General features: G+C 52.5%; 17 protein-coding genes and 1 pseudogene. 12 read left to right on the top strand and 6 right to left on the bottom strand.

The genetic code is table 11. From position 1 onward, the window contains the following. The first annotated feature begins 13 nt into the window (after window positions 1-13). Window positions 14-3,463, top strand: a complete 3,450-nt coding sequence (locus V4U84_RS15590; protein WP_334077496.1) for a DUF6359 domain-containing protein — start codon at window positions 14-16, stop codon at window positions 3,461-3,463. A gap of 78 nt (window positions 3,464-3,541) precedes the next feature. On the opposite strand, the gene V4U84_RS15585 is transcribed toward V4U84_RS15590, so the two are convergent. Together V4U84_RS15585 and V4U84_RS26940 are read right to left on the bottom strand one after the other, a co-directional pair. After that, entirely contained in the window at window positions 3,542-4,117 is a 576-nt protein-coding gene (locus V4U84_RS15585; protein ID WP_334074902.1) for a DUF2628 domain-containing protein, read from the bottom strand. Window positions 4,118-4,219: 102 nt separating this feature from the next. Beyond that, window positions 4,220-4,285, bottom strand: a pseudogene (locus V4U84_RS26940) (zinc-ribbon domain-containing protein); the annotation flags it as partial. A gap of 492 nt (window positions 4,286-4,777) precedes the next feature. Between V4U84_RS26940 and pulA the strand changes: the two are divergent. The 8 genes from pulA to V4U84_RS15545 all read left to right on the top strand — a co-directional run bounded on the left by pulA (window position 4,778) and on the right by V4U84_RS15545 (window position 16,669). Further along, window positions 4,778-6,739, top strand: a complete 1,962-nt coding sequence (pulA, locus tag V4U84_RS15580) for a type I pullulanase (RefSeq protein WP_334074901.1) — start codon at window positions 4,778-4,780, stop codon at window positions 6,737-6,739. 98 nt (window positions 6,740-6,837) lie between these two features. Then, a complete protein-coding gene (locus V4U84_RS15575; protein ID WP_334077518.1) occupies window positions 6,838-8,877 on the top strand; it encodes an amylo-alpha-1,6-glucosidase in 2,040 nt (679 codons plus the stop codon). 251 nt (window positions 8,878-9,128) lie between these two features. Continuing rightward, entirely contained in the window at window positions 9,129-10,169 is a 1,041-nt protein-coding gene (locus V4U84_RS15570) for a zinc-dependent alcohol dehydrogenase (RefSeq protein ID WP_334077495.1), read from the top strand. A gap of 38 nt (window positions 10,170-10,207) precedes the next feature. Beyond that, complete coding sequence (locus V4U84_RS15565; RefSeq protein ID WP_334077494.1) at window positions 10,208-12,157, top strand: alpha-amylase family protein; 1,950 nt, start codon at window positions 10,208-10,210, stop codon at window positions 12,155-12,157. A 22-nt stretch (window positions 12,158-12,179) separates the two neighbouring features. Then, the gene (locus tag V4U84_RS15560; RefSeq protein ID WP_334074898.1) at window positions 12,180-13,322 is read left to right on the top strand and encodes a sugar ABC transporter substrate-binding protein; all 1,143 of its coding nucleotides are present in this window, start codon (window positions 12,180-12,182) and stop codon (window positions 13,320-13,322) included. Window positions 13,323-13,353: 31 nt separating this feature from the next. Further along, window positions 13,354-14,013, top strand: coding sequence for a RibD family protein (locus V4U84_RS15555; RefSeq protein ID WP_334074897.1), 660 nt, complete (start codon window positions 13,354-13,356; stop codon window positions 14,011-14,013). Window positions 14,014-14,032: 19 nt separating this feature from the next. Then, the gene (locus V4U84_RS15550; protein WP_334077493.1) at window positions 14,033-15,394 is read left to right on the top strand and encodes an MATE family efflux transporter; all 1,362 of its coding nucleotides are present in this window, start codon (window positions 14,033-14,035) and stop codon (window positions 15,392-15,394) included. A 945-nt stretch (window positions 15,395-16,339) separates the two neighbouring features. Beyond that, a complete protein-coding gene (locus V4U84_RS15545; protein ID WP_334077492.1) occupies window positions 16,340-16,669 on the top strand; it encodes a hypothetical protein in 330 nt (109 codons plus the stop codon). Between the two features lie 89 nt (window positions 16,670-16,758). Here V4U84_RS15545 and V4U84_RS15540 read toward each other — a convergent pair whose 3' ends face one another. The 4 genes from V4U84_RS15540 to V4U84_RS15525 form a co-directional block, all read right to left on the bottom strand. After that, complete coding sequence (locus V4U84_RS15540) at window positions 16,759-19,077, bottom strand: glycoside hydrolase family 65 protein (protein WP_334074894.1); 2,319 nt, start codon at window positions 19,075-19,077, stop codon at window positions 16,759-16,761. Window positions 19,078-19,109: 32 nt separating this feature from the next. Next, on the bottom strand, window positions 19,110-19,781 hold the full coding sequence (gene pgmB / locus V4U84_RS15535) for a beta-phosphoglucomutase (protein ID WP_334074893.1): 672 nt from the start codon (window positions 19,779-19,781) through the stop codon (window positions 19,110-19,112). Between the two features lie 108 nt (window positions 19,782-19,889). After that, complete coding sequence (locus V4U84_RS15530) at window positions 19,890-20,927, bottom strand: LacI family DNA-binding transcriptional regulator (protein WP_334074892.1); 1,038 nt, start codon at window positions 20,925-20,927, stop codon at window positions 19,890-19,892. A 150-nt stretch (window positions 20,928-21,077) separates the two neighbouring features. Next, window positions 21,078-22,823: an alpha-glycosidase gene (locus tag V4U84_RS15525; protein ID WP_334077491.1), complete on the bottom strand. Its 1,746-nt coding sequence runs from the start codon at window positions 22,821-22,823 to the stop codon at window positions 21,078-21,080. Between the two features lie 549 nt (window positions 22,824-23,372). On the opposite strand from V4U84_RS15525, the gene V4U84_RS15520 reads away from it, so the two are divergent. From V4U84_RS15520 to V4U84_RS15510, 3 genes are all read left to right on the top strand, one after another. After that, window positions 23,373-24,692, top strand: a complete 1,320-nt coding sequence (locus V4U84_RS15520; protein WP_334077490.1) for a sugar ABC transporter substrate-binding protein — start codon at window positions 23,373-23,375, stop codon at window positions 24,690-24,692. A gap of 95 nt (window positions 24,693-24,787) precedes the next feature. After that, window positions 24,788-26,089, top strand: a complete 1,302-nt coding sequence (locus V4U84_RS15515; protein ID WP_334074889.1) for a carbohydrate ABC transporter permease — start codon at window positions 24,788-24,790, stop codon at window positions 26,087-26,089. Then, window positions 26,086-26,931, top strand: coding sequence for a sugar ABC transporter permease (locus V4U84_RS15510; protein ID WP_334074888.1), 846 nt, complete (start codon window positions 26,086-26,088; stop codon window positions 26,929-26,931). Before V4U84_RS15515 ends, V4U84_RS15510 begins: the two co-directional genes overlap by 4 nt. Window positions 26,932-26,994 lie beyond the last annotated feature (63 nt).

The raw sequence follows: 26,994 nt of genomic DNA, 5'->3' as shown, positions 1-26,994 counted from the left end.
GTATCGATTACGTATGAAGCGTGCAAGGAAAAGAAGGCGGTTAAACTGGTTACTGGTTATCACCATGCTCGTCACCAGCCTGGCCGGCGCCCTGCCGGCCGCGGCGGAAGAACCTAGCCAGCCTGGCCCGGCCCCGGCAGTAACCGCTCTGGATGCGCTGTCTCCGACGGCACCTGCACCGGAGCAAGGCGGAACGGATTTGTCCGAGTCCTCCGCAGGGACGAACGGCGCTTCTATTAGTGTGGAGGCGGCGATTGCCAAAGGAAACAGCGGGGAGCAGACCGTCGTTACCGGATATATCGTGGGGCATGCCACAGGATCGCTGACGGCGAATTTCAACGCGCCGTTCAGCAATGATTATAATTTGTTGCTGGCGGATACGCCGGAAGAACGGGATCTCGGCAAACTTGTTAATGTCCAGGTCCCATCCGGCCTGCGGGGCGATTTCGGATTGCAGGCCCACCCGGAGCTGATCGGCCGCCAAGTGACCGTCTCCGGTTCCTTGAACGCCTATAATAACTTCCCCGGATTGAAATCGGTGACCAAAATTGAGTTTCCCGGAGGGGAGCAGCCTGGAGGGGAGCAGCCGGGCGGAGAACAGCCGGGTGGGGAGCAACCTGGAGGCGAGCAGCCTGAAACGCCGACGCTTCCGGACGGAACGGGCAAAAAGGTGCTGTTCGACCATGCGCATGCTCAAACGGCGGGCGCAGCGGACTGGGTGATCGACGGCGCATTCTCCGATTTCGCCGACGGTCTCCGGGCGGCCGGATTCAAGGTGGATGCTTTGGATCGCCCTGTGCCTTTTACGTTCGGAGAAGCCGCCATCACCTATGATGTGCTGAAAGATTACGATGTCTTTATTTTGCCGGAAGCGAACATTCCTTTCAAAGCCTCCGAGCAGGCGGCGATCGTTCAATATGTGGAAAACGGCGGGGCCGTATTTTTCATTTCGGACCATTACAATGCCGACCGCAACAAAAACCGTTGGGACGCTTCGGAGGTGTTTAACGGCTACCGCCGCGGCGCTTACGAAAATCCGGCCAAAGGGATGAGCGCGGAGGAAGCGGACTCGCCGGCCATGCAGGAAGTAACCAGCTCCGACTGGTTGGCCGATCACTTTGGAGTGCGCTTCCGTTACAACGCCATTGGGGATGTCAACGCCAATGATATCGTGAGTCCGTCCCAATCGTTCGGCATCACGGCAGACGTGGAAGCGGTCGCCGTTCATGCCGGCTCGACGGTGGCGATTCTCGATCCCGAAAAAGCGAAGGGGATCGTCTATGTGCCGACGGGGATTCCGGCCTGGGGCAACGCGGTAGACAGCGGGGTTTACAACGGGGGAGGCCGTCCCGAAGGGCCTTATGCCGCGATCGGCAAGCTTGGCCTCGGTAAAGCCGCGTTCATCGGAGACTCTTCTCCGGTTGAGGACGCCACGCCGAAATATTTAAGGGAAGAGAACGGTCAAAAGAAGAAAACGTACGACGGGTTCAAAGAGGTCGACGACGGGGTTTTCCTGGTGCAGACGGTCAGATGGCTGGCCCATGACGAGAACTACACCTCTTTTGCCGAGATTCCGGGCATTGAACTGGATCAGCCTACTGTGCTCGGGCCGGAAGAAGAGCCGGTGGCATCCGTGGAGCCTAAGCCTGAGCCTTGGTCCGCGCCGGCGGCGGGGTATAAATGGTACGACCCGACCACGTTTAAGCCGGGTTCCTATGGCTCCAGCGAAACTCCGCAACCGCAGCCGGTGTATGGTTTCGTTCATCAATCCCAACTGCCGTCCAACGCAGAGTTTCAAATCCGGGTAACGGTGGACAATCTTTTGCCCGGACAGACCGTAAACGAGCTGAAAGCAGGGATTTATCTGGCCGGTGGCGCGCAAATTGCCCGCTTCAAAAACGCGGACGGCACGTGGTCGGATTATAACTATAGCCCGGCGTTTTCCCTGACGGGCGATGCCTTGGGCCATGCGGCCAAAGAGCTGACCGTGCAGTTCAAGCCCGGCCAGGCTGGTAATGCCAATCTGCGCCTGAAACAAGGAAGCGGCAATCTGCTGACGAAGGCGGTCACGATCGCCGATGTGAGCGCGGAGCCGCTTCCGGACGACAAGCCGCCGGTGCCGGAACTGGCTTCCATTGCGGAGGTTCGCCAGAAATTGGACGGAACGAAGGTTATGGTCGAGGGCGTGATTACTTCAGAACCGGGCGTGTTTGGCGGACAGGGGTTCTACGTTCAGGATGAAACCGCGGGCATTTACGTGTTCCAAACGGCTTCCGGGTACCATGCGGGCGATCTGGTGCGCATCAGTGCCGAAAAAACGGTTTATAACGGTGAGGTGGAACTGGAAAACCCGATTTTGATCGAGAAAAAAGGAACGGCCCCTTTGCCGGAGCCGATCGTTCAAAGCGGTGTGGACGAGACGAACCAGGGCCGCTTGATCACTTTGGAGAACGTCGCTATTCAAAATCTGGCGTCGGCTTCACCGGCGGGATCCTTTGAGTTTGACGCCGTCAAAGCGGATGGTTCGAGCGTCAAGGTGCGGATCGACGGAAGAACGGGGATCAGCCAGTCGGCCTTCAGCGAAGCTTACCCGGCGGGAACCCGCGTCAAGGTCACCGGGATCGCCGCGATTTTTAAAGGGGTTTATCAACTGAAGCCGCTCAGCCTGGATCATGTGGTCCATTTTGACAATGCGGCACCGGTTACCCGTGCGGAGCATAACGGAAAAGCCGGACAAAACGTATACAATAAAACTCAGGTTACCGTAGAGTGGGTGTCGGAGGACGAGGGCGGCAGCGGCCTGGATTATACGGAATACCGGGTGAATGGGGGAGCATGGGAGCGGGCCGCCGCTCCCCTCCTGCTTAACAATGACGGCAAGTATGTTATCGAGTACCGGTCGGTGGACAAGGCCGGAAACTTAGAAGAGAGCAAGACGCTTTATGTCAATGTAGACCGTCTGGGCCCTGAAGTAAGTATGACCGGAGAGAAGGCCGTGCTGCAGACGGAAGACAGCGTTCCTTTTACGGTATCGGTTGAGGATCGCGCGAGCGGTGTCAAGAAGTCCGTTTATTATCTGAACGGTAAAAAGATCGCGGATCCCAATCGGCTGCAGCCGTATTATCTCTCGGCCGGGAAGCATACGCTGAGCGTGACGGCCGCGGATGAACTGGGTCATAAGTCTTTTCAAAATTTCATTTTTGATGTGACGATGGACATCGACCATCTCGATGAGCTGGTTGACCTGGGGTTGGAGCAGAAGCGGATCAAGAAGAAGGATGTGGCCGATCTGCTGCAGGCCAAAGTAGCCGCGCTCCAAAAGGCGAAGACCAAAACGGAACGGCATATCCGCTTAAATGAATTAAAGCTGATCGTTCTTGCTCAATCCGGGAGAGGCATGAAATCCGAATTCTCCCTTCTGGTCTATGAGGATTTGAGATACATCGGCAAACAAGCGGGTTAATATCCGCAGCTTCGAGAAGCAGCTCTTTCAATATCAAAAACCGCAGCCCGGTTCAACACCGTGCTGCGGTTTTTTAGGCTAAACAGCTTTGGCCGCCACGGCGGTCGTTTCCACAGACTCCATCAGACTTGTCCCCTGCTCCATATTCCGGATTTCCTGGTTGATTTCTTTATAAATATGCGCCGAATAAAGCAGGAAGCTGACGATGCCGATCAGTACGGGAAGCACGGCGAGGGCGATGGGGATGTAAAGGCTGGTTTCGCCGGCGCTTTCGATTTTTTCCTTCCGCAGATCCGGGTATCTGTCGAAGCGAACGTTCAGGGAGCGGATTTTTCGCTGGGCGTGATGCAAATAAATCTGATTGGCAAAAGCCGCAAACACAACCTGCAGCACGAAATGGGCCGCGATGACCGTCCAGACCACCCCATTCGACAAATAATAGGCGGGAAAGGTCAGGGAACGGATCACATTTACCAGTAGGGATAAACAGACTAAGTAAAGCAAAAAGTACAAGTACAACCCTCTGTACAAAAGCCAGTATCCCCCGAACAGAAACGCGGGCCAGTTCCAGTGACGGTCCTCTCTCCATAGGAGCAGATAATCCTCGGCTCGTTTTCCGACAAAAAGAGTATAGTCCTCTTCGGAAGGTTCCACCGTATTCCTCGGGGTGGAATCAGCGTGATGGTGTGAGGGGGCCGAATGCTGGACAGGAGACAATCCGCCTTCCTCCTTTTCAAATTCCCGGGGTTTTACCGGAGTCCCGCAACTGACGCAAAATTTGTCGTCTTCGTATAAACCCTTGCCGCAATTCGAACAGTACATGGCATCCTCCGTTTGTCTAGAAGTAAATGATATAGTTCCAAAGTACTATTAATTGATATCGGAGATAGAGAAGAGAAAATGAAGATTTGGGGTAAAAAAACTTGGTGCATAATCATTTATGCAAACGATTGACCTAATTGAGAGGGCAATGGTATAATGCACCACATACCAGTTGGAGTAAACGTTTAAGTTAACCGGAGCATTCCGGCAAAGTGTCCCCTGGGCGGAGGCGGATGCAGGGGAACGCTCGAGGGGCTTGTTGCCATATGATGGGGGTAGGGGAACACGCGATTATTTCGGCATGTCTTAACGCAGTCCCTATTTTAAACAGCAACCGTTTTCATAGCCTGCTATAGTGATATAGCCCTCTTTGAAGGGGAGAAGCTTGTTCAGTAGATGAATAGTTTATCCAATAAGATTCATGGAAATGGACCTCCCTTACATGAAATAAGCCGTTTCGTGCGACAATTTATACGATTGGAGTGAATCCCATTGTCCGTACAGAAGGAAATTGACATTACATTCGATTACGGCGATCCCGAGGTTACCGAAGGCGTTTCCGTATTCGATCCCGAATTCGATGAGAAATATAATTATAAAGGCGACGATTTGGGGGCTGCGTATACCCGGGAGATGACGGTTTTCCGTCTTTGGGCGCCGACGGCCTCGGAAGCCTGGGTCGTGCTGTACGATTCTTGGAACAGCGAGCCGGATCAAACGATAAAAATGACGCGCGACCGGAAAGGAACCTGGGTTGCCGAGAAAGCCGGCGATCTTCACGGTGTTTACTACAATTACAAGGTGCGGATCGGATCGGATGTGAACGAGGCCGTCGATCCCTATGCCAAAGCTGTCGGCGTTAACGGGGACCGGGGCGTTGTCCTGGACCTCCGCCGGACCGACCCCGAACGCTGGTCCAGGGCGAAGCCGGCGTTTGCCTCTCCGGTGGATGCGGTGATCTATGAACTGCATATCCGGGACCTGTCCATGCACCCGGAGAGCGGGATTCGGCATAAGGGCAAATATTTGGGGCTGGCCGAGGCCGGCACGAAAGGTCCCGGTGGAATTCCCACCGGGCTGGACCACATCGCCGGGCTGGGCGTGACCCATGTGCAGCTTTTGCCGGTGTATGACTACTCCACCGAGAGCGTGGACGAAACCCGGCTGGATGAGCCCCATTACAATTGGGGGTATGATCCGAAGAACTTTAATGCTCCGGAGGGGTCGTACGCCACGGATCCCTACTCGCCGACAGCCCGGATCACGGAGCTGAAGCAGTGCATCCAAGCGCTGCATGACAAGGGGCTGCGGGTGATCATGGACGTCGTATACAACCATGTATACGACGGGTATCTGGTCAACTTCACGAAGCTGGTGCCGGGCTACTATCTTCGCCACAAACCGGACGGCACGTTTTCGAACGGTTCCTTCTGCGGGAATGAATGCGCGAGCGAGCGGCCGATGATGCGTAAATTGATCATTGACTCAATCCTGCACTGGAGACGGGAATACCATATCGACGGTTTCCGCTTCGACCTGATGGGACTCCTCGATGTGGATACGATGAAGGAAATCCGCCGCCGCGTCGATGAGATCGATCCGACGATTCTCTTGATTGGCGAAGGCTGGAACATGGACGGCAGCGTGCTCCCGGACGAACGGCGCGCCCATCAGGGGAACGCCTGGCAGCTTCCGGGAATCGGGCAATTCAACGACGGGATACGCGATGCGATCAAGGGCAGCAACTTTGAGGAGAAGGACAGAGGGTTTGTCAGTCAAGGGAGCGGCCTGGAGGACGGGATCAAGCGCGGGGTGGCTGGAGGCATTCGTTACGGCGAAGGCATCGGGCAATATGCGCGGGAGCCGGTGCAGTGCGTCAACTACGTGGAATGCCATGACAATCACACCCTCTGGGATAAACTGGCGCTTTCGGCCGAAGGGGCTTCCGGGGAGCAGCTCCGGCGGATGCACAGGCTGGCTTCCGCCATTGTGCTAACGAGCCAGGGTATTCCTTTTATACACGCCGGACAGGAATTTATGCGTTCCAAGAACGGGGTGGAGAACAGCTACAAATCGCCGGTGGAAATCAACCGCCTGGATTGGGCGCGCTGTGCGGAGCGGCAGAACGATGTGCTTTATGTGGCCAGCCTGATCAAACTGCGCCAATCCCATCCGGCCTTCCGGCTGCGTACGGCCGAGGAAATCCGGGAGCATCTGCGCTTTGAACCGGCTCCGGTGCAGGCGGTCGCTTACACGCTTCGGGACCATGCCGGCGGTGATCCCGATCGGCACCTGTATGTACTGTATAATGGCAATCCGGAGCCGGTCACCTTGGAGCTGCCGGATCTCGGCGCTTGGCAGGTTCACTATGGCGGCGAGTTTGTTCAAAGTTTGTCGGAGCGCAGTCTGACCGTACACGGCATCGGCATGGTCGTTTTACATGTGACCGACTGAACCGAAAAGGCATCCCCGGAATTCACGGGGGAGCCTTTTCATTACGTTTTTACGTAAACGTTTAAGTCATAAGGAATTGGGAGGAGAAGTTTGTGGGGATGGAAAGGGCTTATGTGTTGGGTAGACATGCCTGGCGTACTATCGAGGAAGGTAATGAACGGGAATGGCTGATCGGTAATGGCATCGGGGGATATGCGAGCCACTCCGTTCCCGGCGGCGGTTTCCGGATGTCCCATGGATATCTGGTGGCATCGCCCAAAGCACCCGTTAACCGGGTGCTCGTATTTACGAGAACCCAGGAACAGGTGACGATCGGCAGCAAAACCTATGATTTGACCTCGCAGCAGTATGTGAATTGGCAAAAAGATGGACAGCGTCATTTAAGACGCTTCGTCCTGAACACCGTTCCCGAATACGATTATCAGGTGGAAGACATCTCGATCCGAAAAACGATTGCTTTGGAATACGGACGCAATACGGCGGTTGTTTGCTATGAAGTTACCGGTGGCCGGGAGTCCGCGCTGCTAAACATCGTTCCGTTGTTCAATTTCCGTTCTCCCGGAGAGATTTCGGAGAAAGGGGGCCTCTCGTTCGAGACGGAGCTGACGGGGAACACATTGAAGCTTGTTCCCTCCAGCCAGCGGGAAACGACGATCTCTTTTATGGTATCCGAAGGAGACTATGTGGACAGATCCACATTCCCGGTGACGATGGCGACACCACCCTATTTATATGAAGAGGCCCACTATTACAAGTTCGAGAACCGGAATGGATTCATGGGGGTGGACAATCATTATACTCCTTATGAAATTCATGTTTCGCTGAAACCGTATGAACGAAAGACGTTTTACATAAAGTGTTCCATCGATTCGCTAGATAACAGAGACGGATTCGCGATCGTCCGCGAATACAGGAAGAGAATGGAAGGGTTGGTGGAACGGGCCGGTTACGGCAACCGGTTTGCCGATCGTTTGGTGGAGGCTGCGGATCACTTTATAGTGCAGCGGGAATCGACGGGCCTCAAAACCGTGCTTGCAGGCTACCCTTGGTTTACGGACTGGGGACGGGACACGATGATCGCATTGCAGGGGGTGACGCTGTCCACCAAGCGGTTCGAAGACGCCAGAGAAATTCTGGAATCCTTCTCGCGGTACCTGCGGAACGGATTAATTCCCAACATGTTTCCCGATGATGGCCAGGAACCGCTTTATAATACAGCCGATGCTTCGCTCTGGTATTTCCATGCCGTTCACGAGTATTTGCGATATACCGGAGGACCTGGGGATTACGACTTTATCGAGCAGAAGATTTACCCGACACTTAAGGAAATCCTCGCTGCCTATAAGACGGGAACCGACTTTTCGATCGGAATGGATGACGATGGCCTGATCCATGCGGGCAGTGGTTTGGATCAGGTGACCTGGATGGATGTGAGGGTCGGCGAATGGGTAGTCACGCCGCGCCACGGCAAACCGGTGGAAATCAACGCCCTATGGTACAACGCTCTCCGTGTCATGGCGGGATTGGCGAAGCGTTTTGGCGACATGGAGCCCTATGACGCCCTGGCGCACCGAGTGCAAGAATCCTTCAACCGCCGATTCTGGAATGAACAGGCGGGGTGTTTGTATGATGTGATCGATGTGAACGGGGACGAGAATGACGGCAAAATCCGGCCGAATCAAATCTGGGCGGTCTCGCTCCCGTATACGGCGCTGCCTCCCGAAAAGCAAAAGGCGGTCGTGGACACCGTTTATAAACATTTGTACACGCCTTACGGCTTGCGGTCGCTCTCTTTTGAAGACAAGGAATACAAGCCCCGATATATCGGCAAGCTTATCGATCGGGATGGGGCGTATCATATGGGAACCGTATGGGCTTTCCCGCTTGGCGCATTTATTACCGCCTACTGCAAGGTGAACGGCCACAGCCGGGAAGCTGTGCTTACAGCCAAAGCGATGTGCGAGGTGTTTGAGGATCATCTGCAGGACGGAGCCATCGGGGGGATTGCGGAAATCTTTGACGGAGAGTTTGCCTGCACGGGCCGGGGATGCTGCACTCAGGCCTGGAGCGTAGGCGAGATTTTGCGGGCGTACACCGAAGATATTCTGCCCTATTTATCCGAAAAAGACAGCAACTGATTCCGATACAGGATCAATGCCGCAAAATAAACTCTTAGTGAGGAGTGGAATTTTGCGGCTTTTTCAATTGGAGAGAAGGACAACATGGGCCACATCCACAATCCGCATTTTTATTTTTCTGATATTTTCTGAAAAAAACGAAATTCGACAATTTTCACCTTACTTTTACAGATATTAGTGATAATATGTGGTCGTAACGATTTGCGCAAACGTTTGAACTAATATGAAGTTACAGGGTGGAGGGGATTTCGATGCAGACGTTGATATGGACAGAACGCGAGCGATTGGAACTTATCGAGCAGGAGGACCCGTCGTGCCGCACTTCCGGGGAGGTAAAAGTAAAAATCGAACTGACGGGAATCTGCGGGACGGATCTCGCCGTAATCGCCGGGAAGGAGCGGGGGATGCCCGGTGTTATACGCGGCCATGAAGCCGTGGGGACCGTCGTGGAAACCGGTGCGGACGTAAAGAGGGTTCGGGTGGGAGACCGCATCGTTATCGACCCGAACCAGAGCTGCGGGGAATGCCGCTTTTGCCGGAAAGGGCAGTTGCATCTTTGCATAGGTCGTTCCGGACAAGGGATGCCAATTGCCGGGTTGAACCTTGCGGGCACGTTCGCCCCCTATTTCGTGACTCATGAGAACTTTGTGCACAGGCTGCCCGAAGGAATGAGCTGGGAAGCGGCCGTTTTGGTGGAGCCGCTCGCCTGTGTCCTGCACAATTTCAGGGCGGCGGGCGTTACCCGGGAAGATCGCGTGCTGGTTCTGGGCTCGGGTCCGATGGGTTTGCTGTGCCAAATCGTAGGTGGAGCGCTCGGCTGCTTCACGGTCGGGACGGAGGTTAACCCGTATCGCCTGTCTTTTGCGCGCCGGTTCTCGGAGCGGGTTGTCTCGCCGGAGGAACTGGGCGGCGCAGAGAACCCACGTTTTCCGCAATCCGGAAAGTTCGATGTGGTTATCGATACGGTCGGGACGCAAATGGACTTGGCCGAGCAATGGGTGGAGCGGGGCGGAAGAATCGTTCCCTTCGGGATTAACGGGAGTTATCAATATGTGCTGACTCCTACCCATTATGTGCAAAATGCCGTGAAAATCATCGGGGCTGGCGAATACCTGCATACTTTTGAGTCGGCGCTGCAGTTTGCGGCAGATCATCGCGAGCTCGCGTCTCTGGTCACCAAGCGCTATCCGCTAACCGAATACGAGTCGGCGATTCAGGAACTTTTGGGATATGAACTCTCCACCGGTGCGCGTCTGCCGGCCGAGACGATGAAAACGGTATTTGTGTTCTAGTCGCCAATATGAAGAATGCTGAAAGGGGATGGGGGGTTATGGCCCGCCAAGAACGCGTGAAATATCTTTACCGGTTTCTGGCTTCACACCGACCTAAGGAAATTCGGCCGATCTGGATACCTGAGATATGGAACGAATGCGGATATGCCGGTATCCTCGACACGAAGCGCGGGGAAATAGAAATAGATCCGGTGCCGTTTCTGTTGCATCATCTTAACTATTTGTTTCAACTGTCCGAATCGTACCCTTTTGAAGAGCAAAGTCTCGACCGCAGTGTCATCTACTCGTCCCTGGTCCGTTATTCCGCCGCATGGGACTACAACCATGACGGCCGCATTCAATCCGGCACTTTTCTTAGATTGATGATCCTGCTTCCGCTGTTGAAGAAGATGGGCGTCAATATATTGTATTTGCTGCCGGTTACAAGATACAGCCAAATGCATTGGAAGGGTGACATCGGCTCGCCCTACGCGATCCATAGTTTGTTCGAGCTTGATCCCGAACTGCACGATTCCTTGTTGGACGGTATCCCCGAATTTACGCTCCACGATGAAATGGCCGCACTCGTTGAAGCCAGTCATCTGCTGGGCATAAAAGTCGTGGTGGATTTTATCCCCAGGGTGACGGCGAGAGACAGCGAGGTTATCGAAGAGCATCCTGATTGGGTGTACTGGATCGGCAAGGAACATTTGGAAGGCTTTCGTCCTCCTCATATTTCCGAACTTGGTTTTTTCGAAGAATGCAGCCCGGACAAGCTCGAAACCATCTATCGCAGCAAGGAAACCGCGGCTTTTTTGTCCAAATTTTCGCCGCCGCCGAACGAATTGAATCCTCTGCTGTGGCAGTGTCTGAAACAACGTGCCCGGCAATCCGGAGAGCCGCTGTTGTCCCTGGTGGAGGAACATATGGGGATTACGACGGCGCCGGCTCATTCCGACTGGGTCAACGATGTTCAACCGATCTGGACGGATATTACGTTTTACAGGCTGTTCAAGGATATTGCGCCGCAAGTCCGGAACCTTGTGCCGCCGAATCAACCGCCGTATGTGTTGTTTGACACGATCAAATGCAATATGTATCCCGGAACGGAACCGAACCGGGACTTGTGGGACATGCTGGTGCAGGCCATTAAATTTAACCTACATGCATACGGTGTCGACGGGTTTCGAATCGATATCGGTCATGTCCTGCCTGTGCCTTTGCTGGAGGAGATGTTCCGGACGATTAAGGAGATCAGACCCAACGCCATCCTCATCAGTGAGGATTTGTTCAACCGCAACCACCGCAAAGCCGCGGGCACCGGCTATAATGTCATGCTCGGGAGCGGCTGGAAGATCATGACGGATATTTCGGTGGAAACGCTGCAGGCTTATCTTCAGGAGCTCCCCGAGCTGGCCATTCATGTATTCGCTTGTTCCGAAACGGCGGATACCCCGCGAATTACCAGTCGTGGAGGGATTCGGCTGGCACGGATGATGAGCGTCTTCAACAGTTTTTTGCCGAATGCCATCCCTTTTCTGACTACGGGAATCGAGATGAACGAAGAGCAGCCTCTGAACTGCGGTCTTGCCGATAATACGGGCGGTGCGGATATCCCGCGGGCTTTTTTCAACCGTCTGGCCATTAACTGGACACACCCGCAGCCCATGATTCCTTTGCTGAGCCGCTTGCATGCCGGCAAGAAGCAATTGGAGCATCTGATCCGTCCCCAAAACTTTTTTCTACCTGATGCCCAGGGAGAAGTATTGATGTACGCCTATCTGAAGGGGAGAGAATTGCTGGTGTGTTGCTTCAATCTAAGTGTCGAGGCTCCGCAGGAAATTCGTCTGAACGCGATCTATCCCGTATCGGACGGCTGGACAGTATGGAGCGATAGTCTGGCCGACCCGGAATTCGCCCTAGTGTCTACTGCCCAAGGCGGACGGGACTGGAGGATGCTGCAGCCCCACCAGGGCATCGTCTTTTACCATCCCCGAATCAAACCGTAAAGACAAAGGAGGTATCGTAAAAATGAGCTCGTACCTGAAAGAATTGGTCATTTGGCATGAATTTGACGGTCCGGGAGACACCTCCATTGAACTGTTGGAGCGCCTATGTCATGAATATTCCCGACAAACCGGTGTTCGGGTCATCCCCGAAGTGATGAATATTGTGGAACTGTCGGCACGGTTGAACCGCATCGGCGAAGGGGGAGCAGCGCCGCAGATGGCCCTGGTTCCGGCGGATATGGCCGGATTCGGGGGGAAAGCGAACTATTCCCGAGTGCCGGAGGAGTTGCTGTCGCTGGCAGCCTCTGACGGTTCGGACCTCTCGGGTTCCATGCGGTCCGAAGGAATCGCCTACGGCCTGCCGGTGCTGACGGGGAATCATCTGGTGTTGTATTGCAACCGGGAGATCTATCCCACCCCTCCGGCCTCGTGGGAAGAGATCGAAGCCGGGGGAAGCAGCTTGATCGATAAAGGACTGATCCCCATTGCCGCCGATCTCCTGGAGCCCTATTCGTTTATCCCGTTTTTGACGGCATTTGGAGGTTGGCCGATGCGGGGAGAAACTCCCTGTCTCGCCAAGAATGAGATGAAACGGGCGCTGCATTTTGTCCGCACACAGTCGGAGCGGGGACTTCTGGCCAGCATGAACGGTTCGACGGAACTGTTGGACAGGTTCATTGCCGGCGAAATCGGCGCGATCATTTGCGGAGAGTGGATCTATAACTATTTGGACCGGCAAATGAAACACAAGCTGGGCGTTGCTCCGCTCCCTTCCGTCCTGGGAAGGCCTTCGCTCTCCATGTCTTCGTCGATTGGGCTCGTTTTTCCCGGCCATTCGCTGGAGTCGGAACTCCGGGAGGAAATCTCCTCGTTTGCCGCCTTCATGCTCGGTGAAGAGAGCCAGACGAGATGGGGCACCGAGGTGCAGCGAATTCCCGTTCACAAGGGGGCGCGGGAGAAGGTGATACGCCAAGCCGGCGCCGATCGGGCGGCCCTGATCCAATTGTTGGAGAACAGCCGTCCCATGCCGATCGAGCCGGCCATGGCTTCCGTTTGGGAAGCGATCCGCGTCGGCCTGTGGTGCTTGATGAATGAAGGAGCTGACTCCGCCTATACTGTGATCGATCGTTATTTTCGGCAAATGGCCGATGTCGTTCAGGCCTAAAAACCAACTAAACGGAAATGAGGGAAAATCCATGAAGACGAGTGTATTTAGCCAAGTTTCAATCGACGGCAAACTGACGTTGGGGCCGGGTCAGTCCAGTAAGCCCTTGTTCAGCCTTTTTGACGGCCGGGATATGGAGTACATTCATAAATTTCGCGGAACCGTAGACGGGATTATGGTCGGAAAGAACACGATTGCTACGGATGACCCTTTTTTGACGAACCGGTATGAAGAGAATAAAAACCCGGTGCGTATCGTACCTACAAGAACGATGGACATCCCGCTGGACAGCCACGTGCTGGCGGATGGGGGACAAACCATACTCGTGACGACAGAACTGGGGAAGGATGAACGCAAGATCGAGCTGCTGCGGGAGCGGGGGAAAGAATGCCTGATTTGCGGTGAAGACAAGGTCGATTTCGTACAGTTGTTTTCCCTGCTGGAACAAAACTACGGGATTCACAGCCTGATGGTGGAGGGCGGCGGATTTCTGAATTGGCACGTGTTCAACGAGGACCTTGTCGACGAGATCATACTGATGCAGCTTCCGATCATTATCGGTGGGGCATCCAATATCACGCTGGTGGATGGTGAGGGCTATTCGCGACTGGATTTTACCAAAAAGTTCAAGGTTGTCGAAGTGCAGCCGAAGGATCATTACACCTTGCTGCGCTATTTGAAGGCGGTATGAATACGGGAGGACAGGTTGGATGAGCGATGAGTTGAGAAAGGATTTTTATAAAAATGTATATAAAATCGCCCTGCCAGTAACTTTACAAAGCCTGATTATGTCTTTGCTCACGCTCACGGACCAGTTGATGGTGGGACAGTTGGGCGATGTGGCCATCGCCTCCGTCGGGATGGCCACGAAAATATACGGAGTGATCTCCGTCGTGCTGGCCGGCCTTGCGGCGGGCGTTTCGATCTACGCGGCCCAGTTTTGGGGCAAACAGGACCGCAAGAGCATCTCCCAATTACTCGGGATCGGATTGGTAGCCGGGTTTGCACTGTCGTTCCTGTTTACGCTGCTTGTGCTTTTTGAGCCCCAGCTTTGTCTGAAATTGTTTACGACGGATGAGCGGATTCTGGGAGAAGGCTATATCTTTCTGCAGATCATCTCGCTAAGTTATGTACCGACATTGTTTACGATGATGTATTCCGCGATTCTCCGAAGCACGACGCACGTTAAATTGCCGATGTTCGTCAGTTTGTTTACAGTAGGGCTTAACATTGTGCTGAATTACATGCTGATCTTCGGTAATTGGGGATTTCCGGAACTGGGATTGAAGGGATCGGCCATCGCCACGTTAACCTCCAGAATCGCGGAGTGTTTGTTGATCATTGGAGCCGTCTACAAGTTCAAGCTTCCGGGTTCGGTCGATTTCGGCAGCCTGTTCGGGATTCCCAAGCCGCTCCTGAAGAAGTTCATTCAAACGACCTATCCCATCATCCTGACCGAATTTATCTGGGTGATGGGCGAGACGGCCTACGCTATGATCTATAGTCGGATGGGAACAACGGAAATGACGGCCATGACGATCACCTTCCCGCTGCAAGGCATCTGTATCGGCTTGCTGTCGGGCCTGGCCAGCGCTGGCGCGGTAATGGTCGGCAACAAGCTTGGGGCCGGGGAGGAAGAAACCGCCATGGAGTACGCCAAGCGTTTCATCGCTTTGGGGATTTCGGTTTCCCTTGCCGTCGGTCTGGTGATCGCCGCAGCTTCCCCTTGGTATGTTTCCTTCTTTAACATTTCAGGGGAGGCCCATCGCTTGGGGATTTACCTGGTTTGGGTATTTGCCGCTTTCTTGTGGGTCAAGGTCGGAAACATGATCATGGCCGGGGGGATTCTGAACAGCGGCGGAGACAGCAAGTTCGTATTCGCCATGGAATCGACGGCGACATGGCTGATCGGAGTTCCGTCAGGACTGCTGCTATCGTTTGTCTTCAAACAACCGGTCTATCTGGTGTATCTTGTGCTGTCCCTGGAGGAGGTTGTGCGCTTCGGGATCGGCATGTGGCGTATCCACTCCCGCAAATGGATCAAAAATTTGGTGAGCGATATTGCCGCGTAAGTAGCCGTTAGATTGCTTTCCCGAATGGGCGATATGGAACAGCCGCAGGATGAACGTGGGCAAGGCCTACATCCTGCGGCTTTTTTTCGTTTCTATATAGGTTGAACTAAAGAATTGGCGTTGGGGAAGGATATGAAATAGTTTCGGAGATACGTTGCCGACATCCATAATTGTAGATTTGAGCCCTACCGTCGGGAGTTTACATCATTAACGGGAAAATCTCCCGTTAATGTACCGCTCTTGGCTCTTCGATCGGATTTAGCTGGAAAAACTCCATCTATTTCGCGGCCCTATTGCCGATATACACAATTTCAGGCGAATTAGCGGGAGGTTCTCCAGCTAATTCGCCTCTGCAGCCGCATACGCACCAAATTAACGGGAAGAATTCCCTTTAATTCAAATGAGTTGCAGATGAAGAGTGTGAAAAGAACCCTCTATATCGCTGCCCATTGCCCCATTAGACATCGTAGTAGGAGAAAATGAAAATCCGCTGCGTCAATTATAATTTGGAGTGAGTGAGATACTCGAAAAGTACGCAGTCTCAAGCCCACAGACATCCAAACCCGTATTAAGCCCACGGCTATCAAGGTGCCTAGTGCACTACCAACTCCAAAAGATGCAAAATCTGCAGGAATTTCTAGCGATTTGGGAGAAACGAGCCTATGTCGTCGAAAATTCCTGCAGATTTGCAGGAATTCTTGTTAGTCAAGGTTGTCTGACGGGGCACTAGTATGCAAATCAATAGTTCAAAGTATATATATAACTCATTTTAGAGCGGAATGAACCTTTTTTATTGTTTGATTGTTATAAAAGTAACGTAACCGAGAGAGGGACGATGCTGAATATCCCGTCGGAAGCCGGAGCGCAGACAACATTGTAGAGGAGGTGGTCATTACCCCTACTCAAATCAGGCTGAACATACGGAATAAAGGACGAAAGGCACAGTTGCCGTATCAAAATTATCAGTTGGAAGTGGGCGGAAAAGTCCTCGAGGGTGGAATTTGGCTATCACCCGAGTCGGATTTGCCCATACTTCGCTTTGAACGAAATGCGGAACTGGTGATCATTCCGACGACCCCGATCGCCTTAATTGGCAAATACAAAGTGTACAGACACGAAGGAAATAAAACGCCGTTTCTTTTGAGCAATGTATCGACGAAACATCAGAATTTGACCACGCAAATCGGTGGATATCCGGTAAAATGGACCGTTTACTTGTTCTATTACACGACTGAAGATCCGGAAAAGGAAACGAGGGTAGAATTGCAGCCCTAGGTCTTGCTGAACCGCCCGGATGTTTATAACTGCGTCATTATTGTAAAAAAGGACAGATCCCAAATTCAACGGGAATCTGTCCTTTTTGCTTATACCGTAACCGACGCTCTTTGCGCCCGGATTTCGCCATGGGCGCCGACGGTGTAGCTGTTGTCGTAAATCCGGATCGCGGCCGGCACATCGGTCTCGTTCGTCACGATGATGCTCTCTTCGGTGACGTTGACATTCAGCGTCGCGCCGCGGAACATAACGTTGAAAGAGAACGACTTCCAGTGCGACGGAATGAACGGCTTGAGCACCAGTTCGTCGTTTCGGACGCGCAGACCCGCAAAGCCCTGAATAACGGACATCCAGGTCCCGGCCATGCTTGTCGTATGGCAGCCGTCCTCGGTGTCGTTGTTGTAGTTGTCCAGATCCAGCCGGGCGGTGCGCAGGTACATCTCGTATGCCTTCTCCTGGTAGCCGAGCTCGCAGGCGATTATCGTATGCAGGCAAGGGGAGAGGGAGGACTCGTGAACGGTGATCGGTTCGTAGAAATCGAAATTGCGTTTTTTCGTTTCCATATCGTATCGGTCGCCCAGGAAATACAGGCCCTGCAGCACGTCGGCCTGCTTGATGTAACAGGAGCGCAGGATCCGGTCCCACGACCAGTTCTGGTTCAGCGGTAGGTTCTCCGGCGGCAGTTCCTTGACCGGTACGATGTCCTTGTCGAGAAAGCCATCCTGCTGAAGGAAGACGCCCCGTTCCTCATCCACCGGGTAGTACATATTATCGATAATATGGCGCCATTTTGCGGTTTCTTCTTCCGTCAGCTTGAGCTTGTCGACCAGCTCCAGGTAGCGGGCGTTTTCGTTGGCCTTGAGGTAATCCAGCACCTCCAGCGTATACTCCAGCGTCCAGACCGCAATCCGGTTCGTGTACCAGTTGTTGTTGACGTTGTTTTCGTACTCGTTCGGCCCGGTAACCCCAAGGATGACGTACTTGCCTTTTGCGTTGGAGAAGTTCACGCGCTCTTCCCAGAAACGGGAGATTTCCGCGAGCACCTCCAGGCCGTACTGGCTCAGGTATGATTTATCCCCTGTATAATTCACATAGTTATAAATAGCGTAAGCGATCGCCCCGTTGCGGTGGATTTCCTCGAAAGTAATCTCCCATTCGTTGTGGCATTCTTCCCCGTTCATGGTTACCATCGGGTACAGCGCGCCTTTAGTAAAGCCGAGCTTGCGGGCGTTCTCCTTGGCCTTTTCGAGATGCTTGTAGCGGTAGATCAACAGATTGCGGGCGATGCCGGAATCCGCGGTGCTGAGATAGAACGGCACGCAATACGCCTCGGTATCCCAATAGGTGCTGCCGCCGTATTTTTCGCCGGTAAAGCCCTTCGGCCCGATGTTTAAGCGGTCGTCTTCCCCGGTATAAGTTTGGTTCAATTGGAAAATATTAAAACGGATGGCCTGCTGCGCCGATACATCGCCTTCGATAATGATGTCGCTGCCTTTCCATTTCTCGGTCCACGCCTCCGCCTGTTCGCGAAGGAGGGTATCGAAGCCGGCGGCGTACGCTTCAAGGAGCGCTTGTTTGCCGGCGTCGACGAGCTGTCCCAGCCCGTGGTTGCGGGAGGTAACGTTCGCGACGTATTTGTATAGCGTAAGGGTTTCGCCCTGTGCAATGTCAAAAGCGGCTTCCGCGGAAACGAATTTCTCGCGTTCGGACAAATACGGTTCAAACTCGAGCTTCTGCCCGTTCTTGAACACATCGAAAGTCATGATGGACGTAACGTGAAAATCCAGCTTCTTCGTCTTCAAGGTCAGATAGGACAGATCGGGTGCGGCCTGCTTCTCCACCTCAAGCCAGAACTTCTCGTCATAGTTGGAATCCTTGTTCTGCACATCCCCATCCAGGTAAGGCATGAAGCGGATACTGCCGGAGAAGTTCAGCGGCGTCACCGCATAGCGGATCGCCCCGATTTCCTGACGCTTCATACTGACGAAGCGGACGGCTTCGACCTGAACTTCTTTGCCGTCTTTCAGAACGGCCACAAAGCGGCGGGAGAGGTAGCCCTCCTTCATATTCAACTGGCGAACGAAGTCCTTTACCTCGCATTGGGCGAGATCAAGCGGGGTGCCGTTGATCAGAACGTGAATACCGATCCAGTTCGTGCTGTTGAGCACTTTGGCAAAATACTCCGGATATCCGTTCTTCCACCAGCCGACCCGGGTTTTGTCGGGATAGTAGACTCCGGCCATATAGCTTCCCTGGAGGGACGGGCCGCTGTACTGCTCCTCAAAATTGGCGCGCTGGCCCATATAACCGTTACCGATGCTGAAAATGCTCTCGGAAATTTCATGCAGGGCGGGATCAAACGACTCCTCAATAATCGACCATTCGTCCATTTTAAGATATTGTCTCATGTGTACCGGCTCCTTTTAAGTCATCTAATGAATTAAGATATGAAAAAAGCGGACATTTCTTGCTGCAGACGGGCAACCGTCATATTCTCCAGTGAAGGGATCACGAGATTGGCCCTGCCCAGCGTGGCCGGCGAACCGATACCGACACTGCGCATACCGGCCCTTTGAGCCGCTTCAATTCCCGCCTCGGCATCCTCAAAGACGACGCATTGTTCAGGCGGTATTCCCAGTCCGGCGGCGCCAAGCACAAACACTTCGGGATCCGGCTTGGCGCTGGACGTCTTGGTTCCGTCGATGATAATGTCGAAGTATGGGGTGAGCCCCGTGTTGTCGAGAATGGTCATGGCGTTTTTGCTGGCGGAGCCGAGGGCCACTTTTAAACCGCTTTCTCGGCAATCTTTAAGAAAATGAAGAGCTCCCGGCAAGATTTCCTCCGGGCCCATCTTCGAGATGGCCTCAACATACCAACTGTTTTTGCGCGCCGCCAGTTCCTGCTTCTCCGAATCGCTTCTTTGCAATTGGCCTATCGAAAGCAAAATATCGAGTGAGGCCATCCGGCTGACACCTTTTAGTCTCTCATTATCGGCTTGCGTAAATGCAAAGCCTAACTCGGCCGCCAGGCGTTTCCACGCTTCGTAATGGTACTTGGCGGTATCGACAAGTACACCGTCCAGATCAAAAAGACAAGCCTTAAGGGTACTCATGTAGTTTGTCTCCTTTCGTTGTGTTTAGCGCAAACGTTTGAACAAGCTGCAAAAAATAAAAGAAGCAAGCAATCTGCTTCAATTATTTTTTCAAGTGATGGTGCCCTATCATTTCTGCTTCGGCATATTGTACATGGACGATTCCCTGATCATTAAGCGATGGGGAATAATATGCCGCTTCCGGTAGCTGTTATCGTTGCTGTTCTTGATCGCTTGAATCAGAACTTGCGAGGCCGTATATCCCAAGTTGTAGATACCGATGTCTATACTGCTGAGCGGTGGCGTGGACAGCTCCGATAACGGAATATTGTTAAAGCTGACCAGACACAGATCTTTCGGTACACTGTAACCCAATTCATGGAGACCGCGCAGAACCCCAAACGAAACCACGTCGTCGATCAGAACGATCGCTGTCGGACGGTCCGGCAGATTCATGAAGAAAGACATGGCCCGGTAACCGCTGTCCTGCAAAAAATCCCCCTCAACAATCCACTCCGCTCGAGATTCCAAACCGGAATCGCGGAGGGCGTCCAGATAACCCGTCAGCCGATCTTGGGATACGATAAGCTCAGGAGGGCCGCTGACGAATCCGATTCGCTCATGTCCTAAGGAAATCAAGTGTTTGGTGGCATCGTAAGAAGCCTGTACGTTATCGTTATCGACCGATAAAATATCGGGATACTGTTCGCTGCGACCGATCAATACAAAGGGATGGCCGCCTTCATGCAGGAAATCGATAACAGGGTCATCTTTTCTCGAATAGAGAAGAATCACTCCGTCTACGCGGCGTCCATTCAGCAGTCTGGATGCACCCTCAACCTCTTCCTTTTCGTTCGCTCCGGAGCTGATCAGGACATCATAGCCGAGACGGCTCGCCTGGGTCACTATTCCGCGGATCAACTCCATGAAGAAAAAGTTGGAGAACAATTCTTCAGCCGACTTCGGAAGCATGATGCATATGCTGTTTGTCGTTTTGGATACGAGGCTTTTCGCCATGATGTTCGGATGGTATCCAAGCTGATCCATGATGTACTTTACTTTTCGCGAAGTTTCAGCACTGATTCTGGGATGATTGGACAGCACTCGGGACACTGTGGAGGGCGATACTCCGGCCTTTTTGGCGACGTCTTTTATAGTTACAGCCATAAAGAACCTCCTTGTGGAACCGTTTGCCTTACATTGTAATATTAATCGATACCTTGCGGAAAGTAAATAGACCCACGGTGGCATGGCCGATAGAAAGAAGGCCTGACCCCACTCGGACAGGAAGGGACAGGCCGTGTTCATTATGGTGCGTTATTTCGCTTCCGTTAATACAGCATACCCGTAAGCCGGAAGCCGGACGCTTAGTTTGCCGTTAAGCGCTTCCCAGGTTTCGCCGCTCAGCGTATCCCGCCATATTTTTGTGTCTGTGGTCAGTTCCAGGGTCTGGCCGGCATCGTAATTGTTCAGCAGCACAAGAACGCGCGCATCGTCGATTCTGCGCTCATAGGCCAGTCTGGACCCGTTTTTCTCCGCGAGAAGGAAACGGATGGAGCCGGTGCGCAGAGGAGTGAGTTGCTTTCGCAGGTCAATCAGGTTCCGGTAAAATGCAAACAAGTCATGGTCCTGCCGCTGCGGATCCCATTCCATGCACTTACGGCAATCGGGATCGGCTCCGCCGTCCAGGCCCACTTCGTCGCCGTAGTAAATGCAAGGCGTACCGTTGTAGGTGAACAGGAACATGGCGGCCAGTTTCATTTTGTTTTTGTTGCCTTCACAAAGGGTCAGCAGGCGCGGAGTATCGTGGCTGTCCAGCAGGTTGAACGTCACTTCGCTCGCCTGAAGCGGATAGCGGGAGATCTGCTGGCCGATGGCATTGGCGAATCCCAGTGCATCCAGTTTGCCGCGTACCACAAAATCGAGTACCGCTTCCGTGAACGGATAGTTCATGACGGCATCGAACTTGTCGCCTTGCAGCCAAGGGGAGGATTCATGCCAGATTTCGCCCAGAATGTAGGCTTCCGGGTTGGCATTTTTGACGACCTTGCGGAAATCCCGCCAGAATTCATGATCCACCTCGTTAGCGACATCAAGTCTCCAGCCGTCAATGCCCACCTCTTTGATCCAGAATTCCGCTACTTTAAGCAAATAAGCCTTAACTTCGGAATTTTTCGTATTCAGCTTCGGCATAAGCGGCTCAAAACCAAAGGTATCGTAGCTAGGAATACGGTCCTTCACCTCGAGCGGATACTGACGGATGTGGAACCAATCCTTATAGCGGGACTGCTCCCCTTTTTCCATGACATCCACAAAAGGGGCGAAGGTTTTGCCGGAATGATTGAACACGGCATCGAACAGAACGCGAATGCCTCGTTTGTGGCAGGCGGCAACCAATTTTTTGACCGTTTCGATATCGCCGAAATGCGGGTCGATGCGCATATAGTCGGCCGTATCGTATTTGTGGTTCGTCGTGGCTTCGAATAGCGGCGTGAAGTAAATCGCCGTAATTCCAAGCTCGCTCAAATGGTCGAGGTGATCGATTACTCCTTGCAGGTCGCCCCCAAAGAAGTTATCGCGCTCCGGTTTGCCGCCCCAGGGCAGCGCGCCTTCGGGGTCATTGCTCGGGTCGCCGTTGGCGAAGCGTTCGGGGAAGATCTGATAGAAGACCGCATCTTTTACCCAATCCGGCACGGTAAATACATCTCCCGGATTAATATACGGAAATTCAAACAACCGGTCCGGAATGACGGGGCGCTCGGGCGTGAATTCGCTTTCAGTCATCCATACCCGATCTTCCCCGGATTTCAGCAAAAAGCCGTACTTCAAACGGCGAAACGGCGGTTTGATCTCACAGGTCCAGTAGTCGAACAGCCCGTCGGAGATAAATTTCGTCATCGGGACCAGTTCTTTTGTCTCATCCCAGGCATATTTATCCCCGGCAAATGCATATACCTCGCTGAGATCGTTCTTTTTGGCCCGCAGGCGGAGATGAATCGTTTCCTGGTCGTAAGCGTAGCACCAGTTCAGTTGGGGACGATGGTAAACCGCTTCAAGAAGCATGAAATAATTCCTCCTTCACTAAGAGAATTTTTTAGCAACCAGAAAACACTGTTACGCAGCCAGGCTTATATCCCGTTATTTGCCGTTAGGATGTGCGAACTTGATTATAATATAAGGGACTAAACTAAACCGGGCACCGCGGAACAAGAAAAGGCACACCCGGGCTATTAAGCGAAGCCGAGGATGTACCTTGTGGATAACAGTGCCTTCAAGTTAGGATCGGTCAAGATTATAGCATTGTTCAAACAATTGCACAAGGCTCAAAACGAATCTTCAATTCGAGTTAAATTGCGATATAGGGAGCAAACAGGAGCATTTTCAAGCTATGCGGATAAAAGATCACAAAAACGATCTGTGCAAACGTTTTTACAAACTTCGCGGTGTGTTGTATGATAGTTTTAGATGTAAAGCGCTTTCCAGTCGAGGGAATCGATAAATCCCGCGAGATTACGACAAAAACTACATTTTTTCTCGACATTATGCGAAAACGTTTGCGCTTTTTCTTGGAAGTGAAAAGTTTCTATACAAAATCAGGAAGGGGTTCGCTTTATGAAAATGAAGAAAATGTTAGCGCTCATCGCATCTTTGTCCATGGTCGTATCCTTTACGGCTTGCAGCTCGGGCAGCAAAGGCGGCAATAGTGAGAGTGCGCCAGCTCCCGCAAATCAGACGACGGAGAATACGGGAGACGGCACAAAAACCGCCGAAGGTGAAATCGCTCCCGAAGAAGGGGCGGAACTGCTCATCTGGGAGAGCCGGGAGGAAAGAGTCTTCGCCGACGAACTGATCAAGCAATTTGAAGCCAAGTATGGCGTCAAGGTGAAGATCGAAGAAGTGGCGCCGACCGACCAGATCGGCCGACTGACGCAGGACGGCTCGGCAGGTCTTGCCGCCGATGTGTTGATCGTACCGCATGATCATATCGGGAATGCCGCGACTTCCGGGCTATTGCTGGCCAATGACGTTTTTGAAGAAGAAACCAAGAAGAATAATACGGAGCTCTCCATCCTGGGCGCGACTTTTGACAGTGTGCTGTACGGATACCCCAGAGCAGCCGAAACGCCAGCGTTGTATTATAATAAATCGCTTGTGAAGGAAGCGCCCAAGTCCTTTGAAGATGTAATCGCCTTCAGTAAAACATTTAACGATGTTAAAAAGAAAAAGTACGGGATTATGTGGGAGACCGGCAATATGTACTTTAACTATCCGTTTATTGCTTCCGGCGGAGGCTACCTGTTCGGGGACAACGGAACCAATAAGGATGATATTGGGGTGAATAATGCCGGAGCCCTGGAAAGTTTGAAAGTATACCAAAGCTTGAAGGAAATTCTCCCCATCAACAGCGGCGACATTAACCCGGACGTGAAGCGCGGTTTGTTTACCGCAGGGGATATCGCCATGGACATCAATGGCCCGTGGGAACTCGCCGGGTATAAAGCGGCTCTTGGAGATAAATTGGGGGTAGCTCCAGTTCCGACGATAGCTGGCAAAAAGGCCGTGACGTTCTCGGGAATCAAAATTTACGTGGTCAACTCGTTTACGAAGTATCCGAACGCGGCCAAACTTTTCGCCCATTTCGCCTCATCGAAGGAAGCACAGCTCTTGTTGAACGAGAAAGTCGGCTCCGTGCCGACGAATCTCGAAGCGCTTGAAACGGAGCAAGTCAAAAATGACGAATTCGTCTCCGCTTTTGCGGCCCAGATCGCATCTTCCCAGCCGATGCCGAGCATTCCGGAAATGTCCAATGCATGGGCACCGTTAAACGCCGCATTTCCTGAAATTTGGGACAGTGGAAAAGATCCTAAAGAAGCGATGGATAAAGCCGCTACGCAAATCAAGGACCTGAATAACGGGGTTTCCGCAGAATAACAGCAGATGCTGCTCCGCGAGAACTGGAAATTACCCGCCGCTGCCAGCGGCGGGTAATTTCCTCGGTTTCCCAAGGAGAGGAGAAGGTGAGGGCTATGAACAAACATCGTAATAACGCTACTATTCTATCGATATTGGGTATGGGATTGGGGCAGATTTATAACCGGCAGTTTATTAAAGGTATCATTTTTTTACTATTTGAAGTTGTCAGCGGATACTATTTCATCAATAACCTGGGCAGAACGTTCTGGGGAATCTTCACATTAGGCGAAGTCCCCAGACGATTGATTAAAGGGAAATGGGTCGACGGGGACGACTCTATCGTTATTTTGGTGACCAGTTTGATCACCCTGATTTTTTTGGCTATTTTTATAATCGTTTATGTGATGAACGTGAAGGATGCCAGAAATGTGGGAGGGGCTAGAGATCGGGGCAAAACGCCGAATAACTTCAAGGAGTCGGTACAATACGTTCTCGATTACAAGTTTGCCCAAGCGTTTTTGACAATTCCGGGCATCGGGATTTTGTTTTTTACCGTTATGCCGATCATTTTCATGGTGATGCTGGCGTTCACGAACTATTCCGCGCCCAAGCACATTCCGCCGGCCATGCTGGTTGACTGGGTAGGATTCGATACGTTCAAAAATCTGGTCGCCCTCAAAACCTGGAGCCATACGTTCTATGGCGTGCTGACCTGGACGATTATCTGGGCGATTTTATCTACCATCACCACCTATTTCGGCGGCATGCTTGTCGCCTTGCTGATCAATCAAAAAGGAATCAAGTTCAAGGGGCTATGGAGAACGATTTTGATTCTGCCGTATGCCATCCCGCAAATGATCTCGCTGCTTGTCATGAGAAATATGTTTAACGGCCAATTCGGGCCGATCAACCAATATCTCCAGTACTTCGGACTGGACGGATTGCCGTGGTTAACAGACCCGTTCTGGGCAAAAGTGACGGTTATCGTCGTGAATATGTGGGTGGGGATACCGGTCTCCATGCTGCTTATCATGGGGGTATTGACCACGATTCCAAAAGATTTGTACGAGGCGGCCGAGGTGGACGGGGCCACCGGATTCCAGAAATTCAGAATCATCACCCTGCCGATGATCCTGTTTACCACCGCACCGATTTTGATTACGCAGTTTGCCGGCAACATCAACAACTTTAATGCGATTTTCCTGTTGACCAACGGGAACCCGGTTAACGGGGACTATCAATATGCCGGCTCGACCGACCTGCTGGTTACGTGGCTCTATAAGCTGACGCTGGATCAAAGAAAATATAATATGGCCTCTGCCGTAGGCATTATTATCTTCCTGATCATCGCCTCACTCTCGATCTACAGCTATCGTCGGACCAAATCATTCAAAGAGGAGGACATGATCCAATGAGTGCGCGGAAAATAGGAAATGCCGTACGGCTAACTTCGAGTTACATTGTTCTGGTTGTTTTAGCGATATGCGCACTATATCCGGCCCTTTGGGTCATCCTAGGCTCGCTGCGGCCCGGAAGGGCGCTGTACAGTAAATCGCTGTTCCCGGAATCTCTTACCTTTGAGCATTACAGGGAATTGTTCACATCGCATACGATTTTGTTCGGGCAATGGTATATGAATACGCTAAAAGTGTCCATCTTCTCCACCATACTTGGCGTATTTCTTACGCTGCTCACAAGTTACGCCTTCTCGCGCTTCCGGTTTCGCGGCCGGAAAAACGGGTTGTCGGTTTTGCTGGTGTTAGGCATGTTTCCGGGTTTTATGAGCATGGTTGCCATCTTCCTGTTATTGCTTTCGATGAACATGCTCGATTCTCATTGGGCTCTCGTTATCGTTTATGCCGCCGGAGCGCCGATTGGAGGCACCTTCATCGCCAAGGGGTTTCTGGATACTATTCCAAGATCGCTTGATGAAGCGGCCAGAATCGACGGTGCCAGCAATTTCATGATATTCTGGAGAATTATTCTGCCGCTGTCCAAACCGATGTTAACCTACGTCGGATTAACTCAATTCGTCGGTCCGTGGGTTGACTTTATCTTTGCGCGTCTGGTGCTGCGTACCAAGGAAAACTGGACGGTCGCCGTCGGTATGTGGGACTTGGTCAATACGAATACAAATTCGAACTTTACGCTGTTTGCCGCCGGAGCGGTGCTGATCGCCGTACCGATTACCATCCTGTTTATGTTCCTGCAGCGGCTGCTTGTGGATGGCCTAACTTCCGGGGCAAGTAAAGGATAATCCAAAAATTTATATCTCCGTACAAATCAGTCATGAGGATATAGCTTCAGCCAAGCTGAGCAG

This window comes from Paenibacillus sanfengchensis, from assembly GCF_036864765.1.
Lineage (GTDB): Bacteria > Bacillota > Bacilli > Paenibacillales > Paenibacillaceae > Fontibacillus > Fontibacillus sanfengchensis.
The sequence above is the reverse complement of the archived record's forward strand: the minus strand, read 5'-3'. Positions and strand labels throughout refer to the sequence as shown.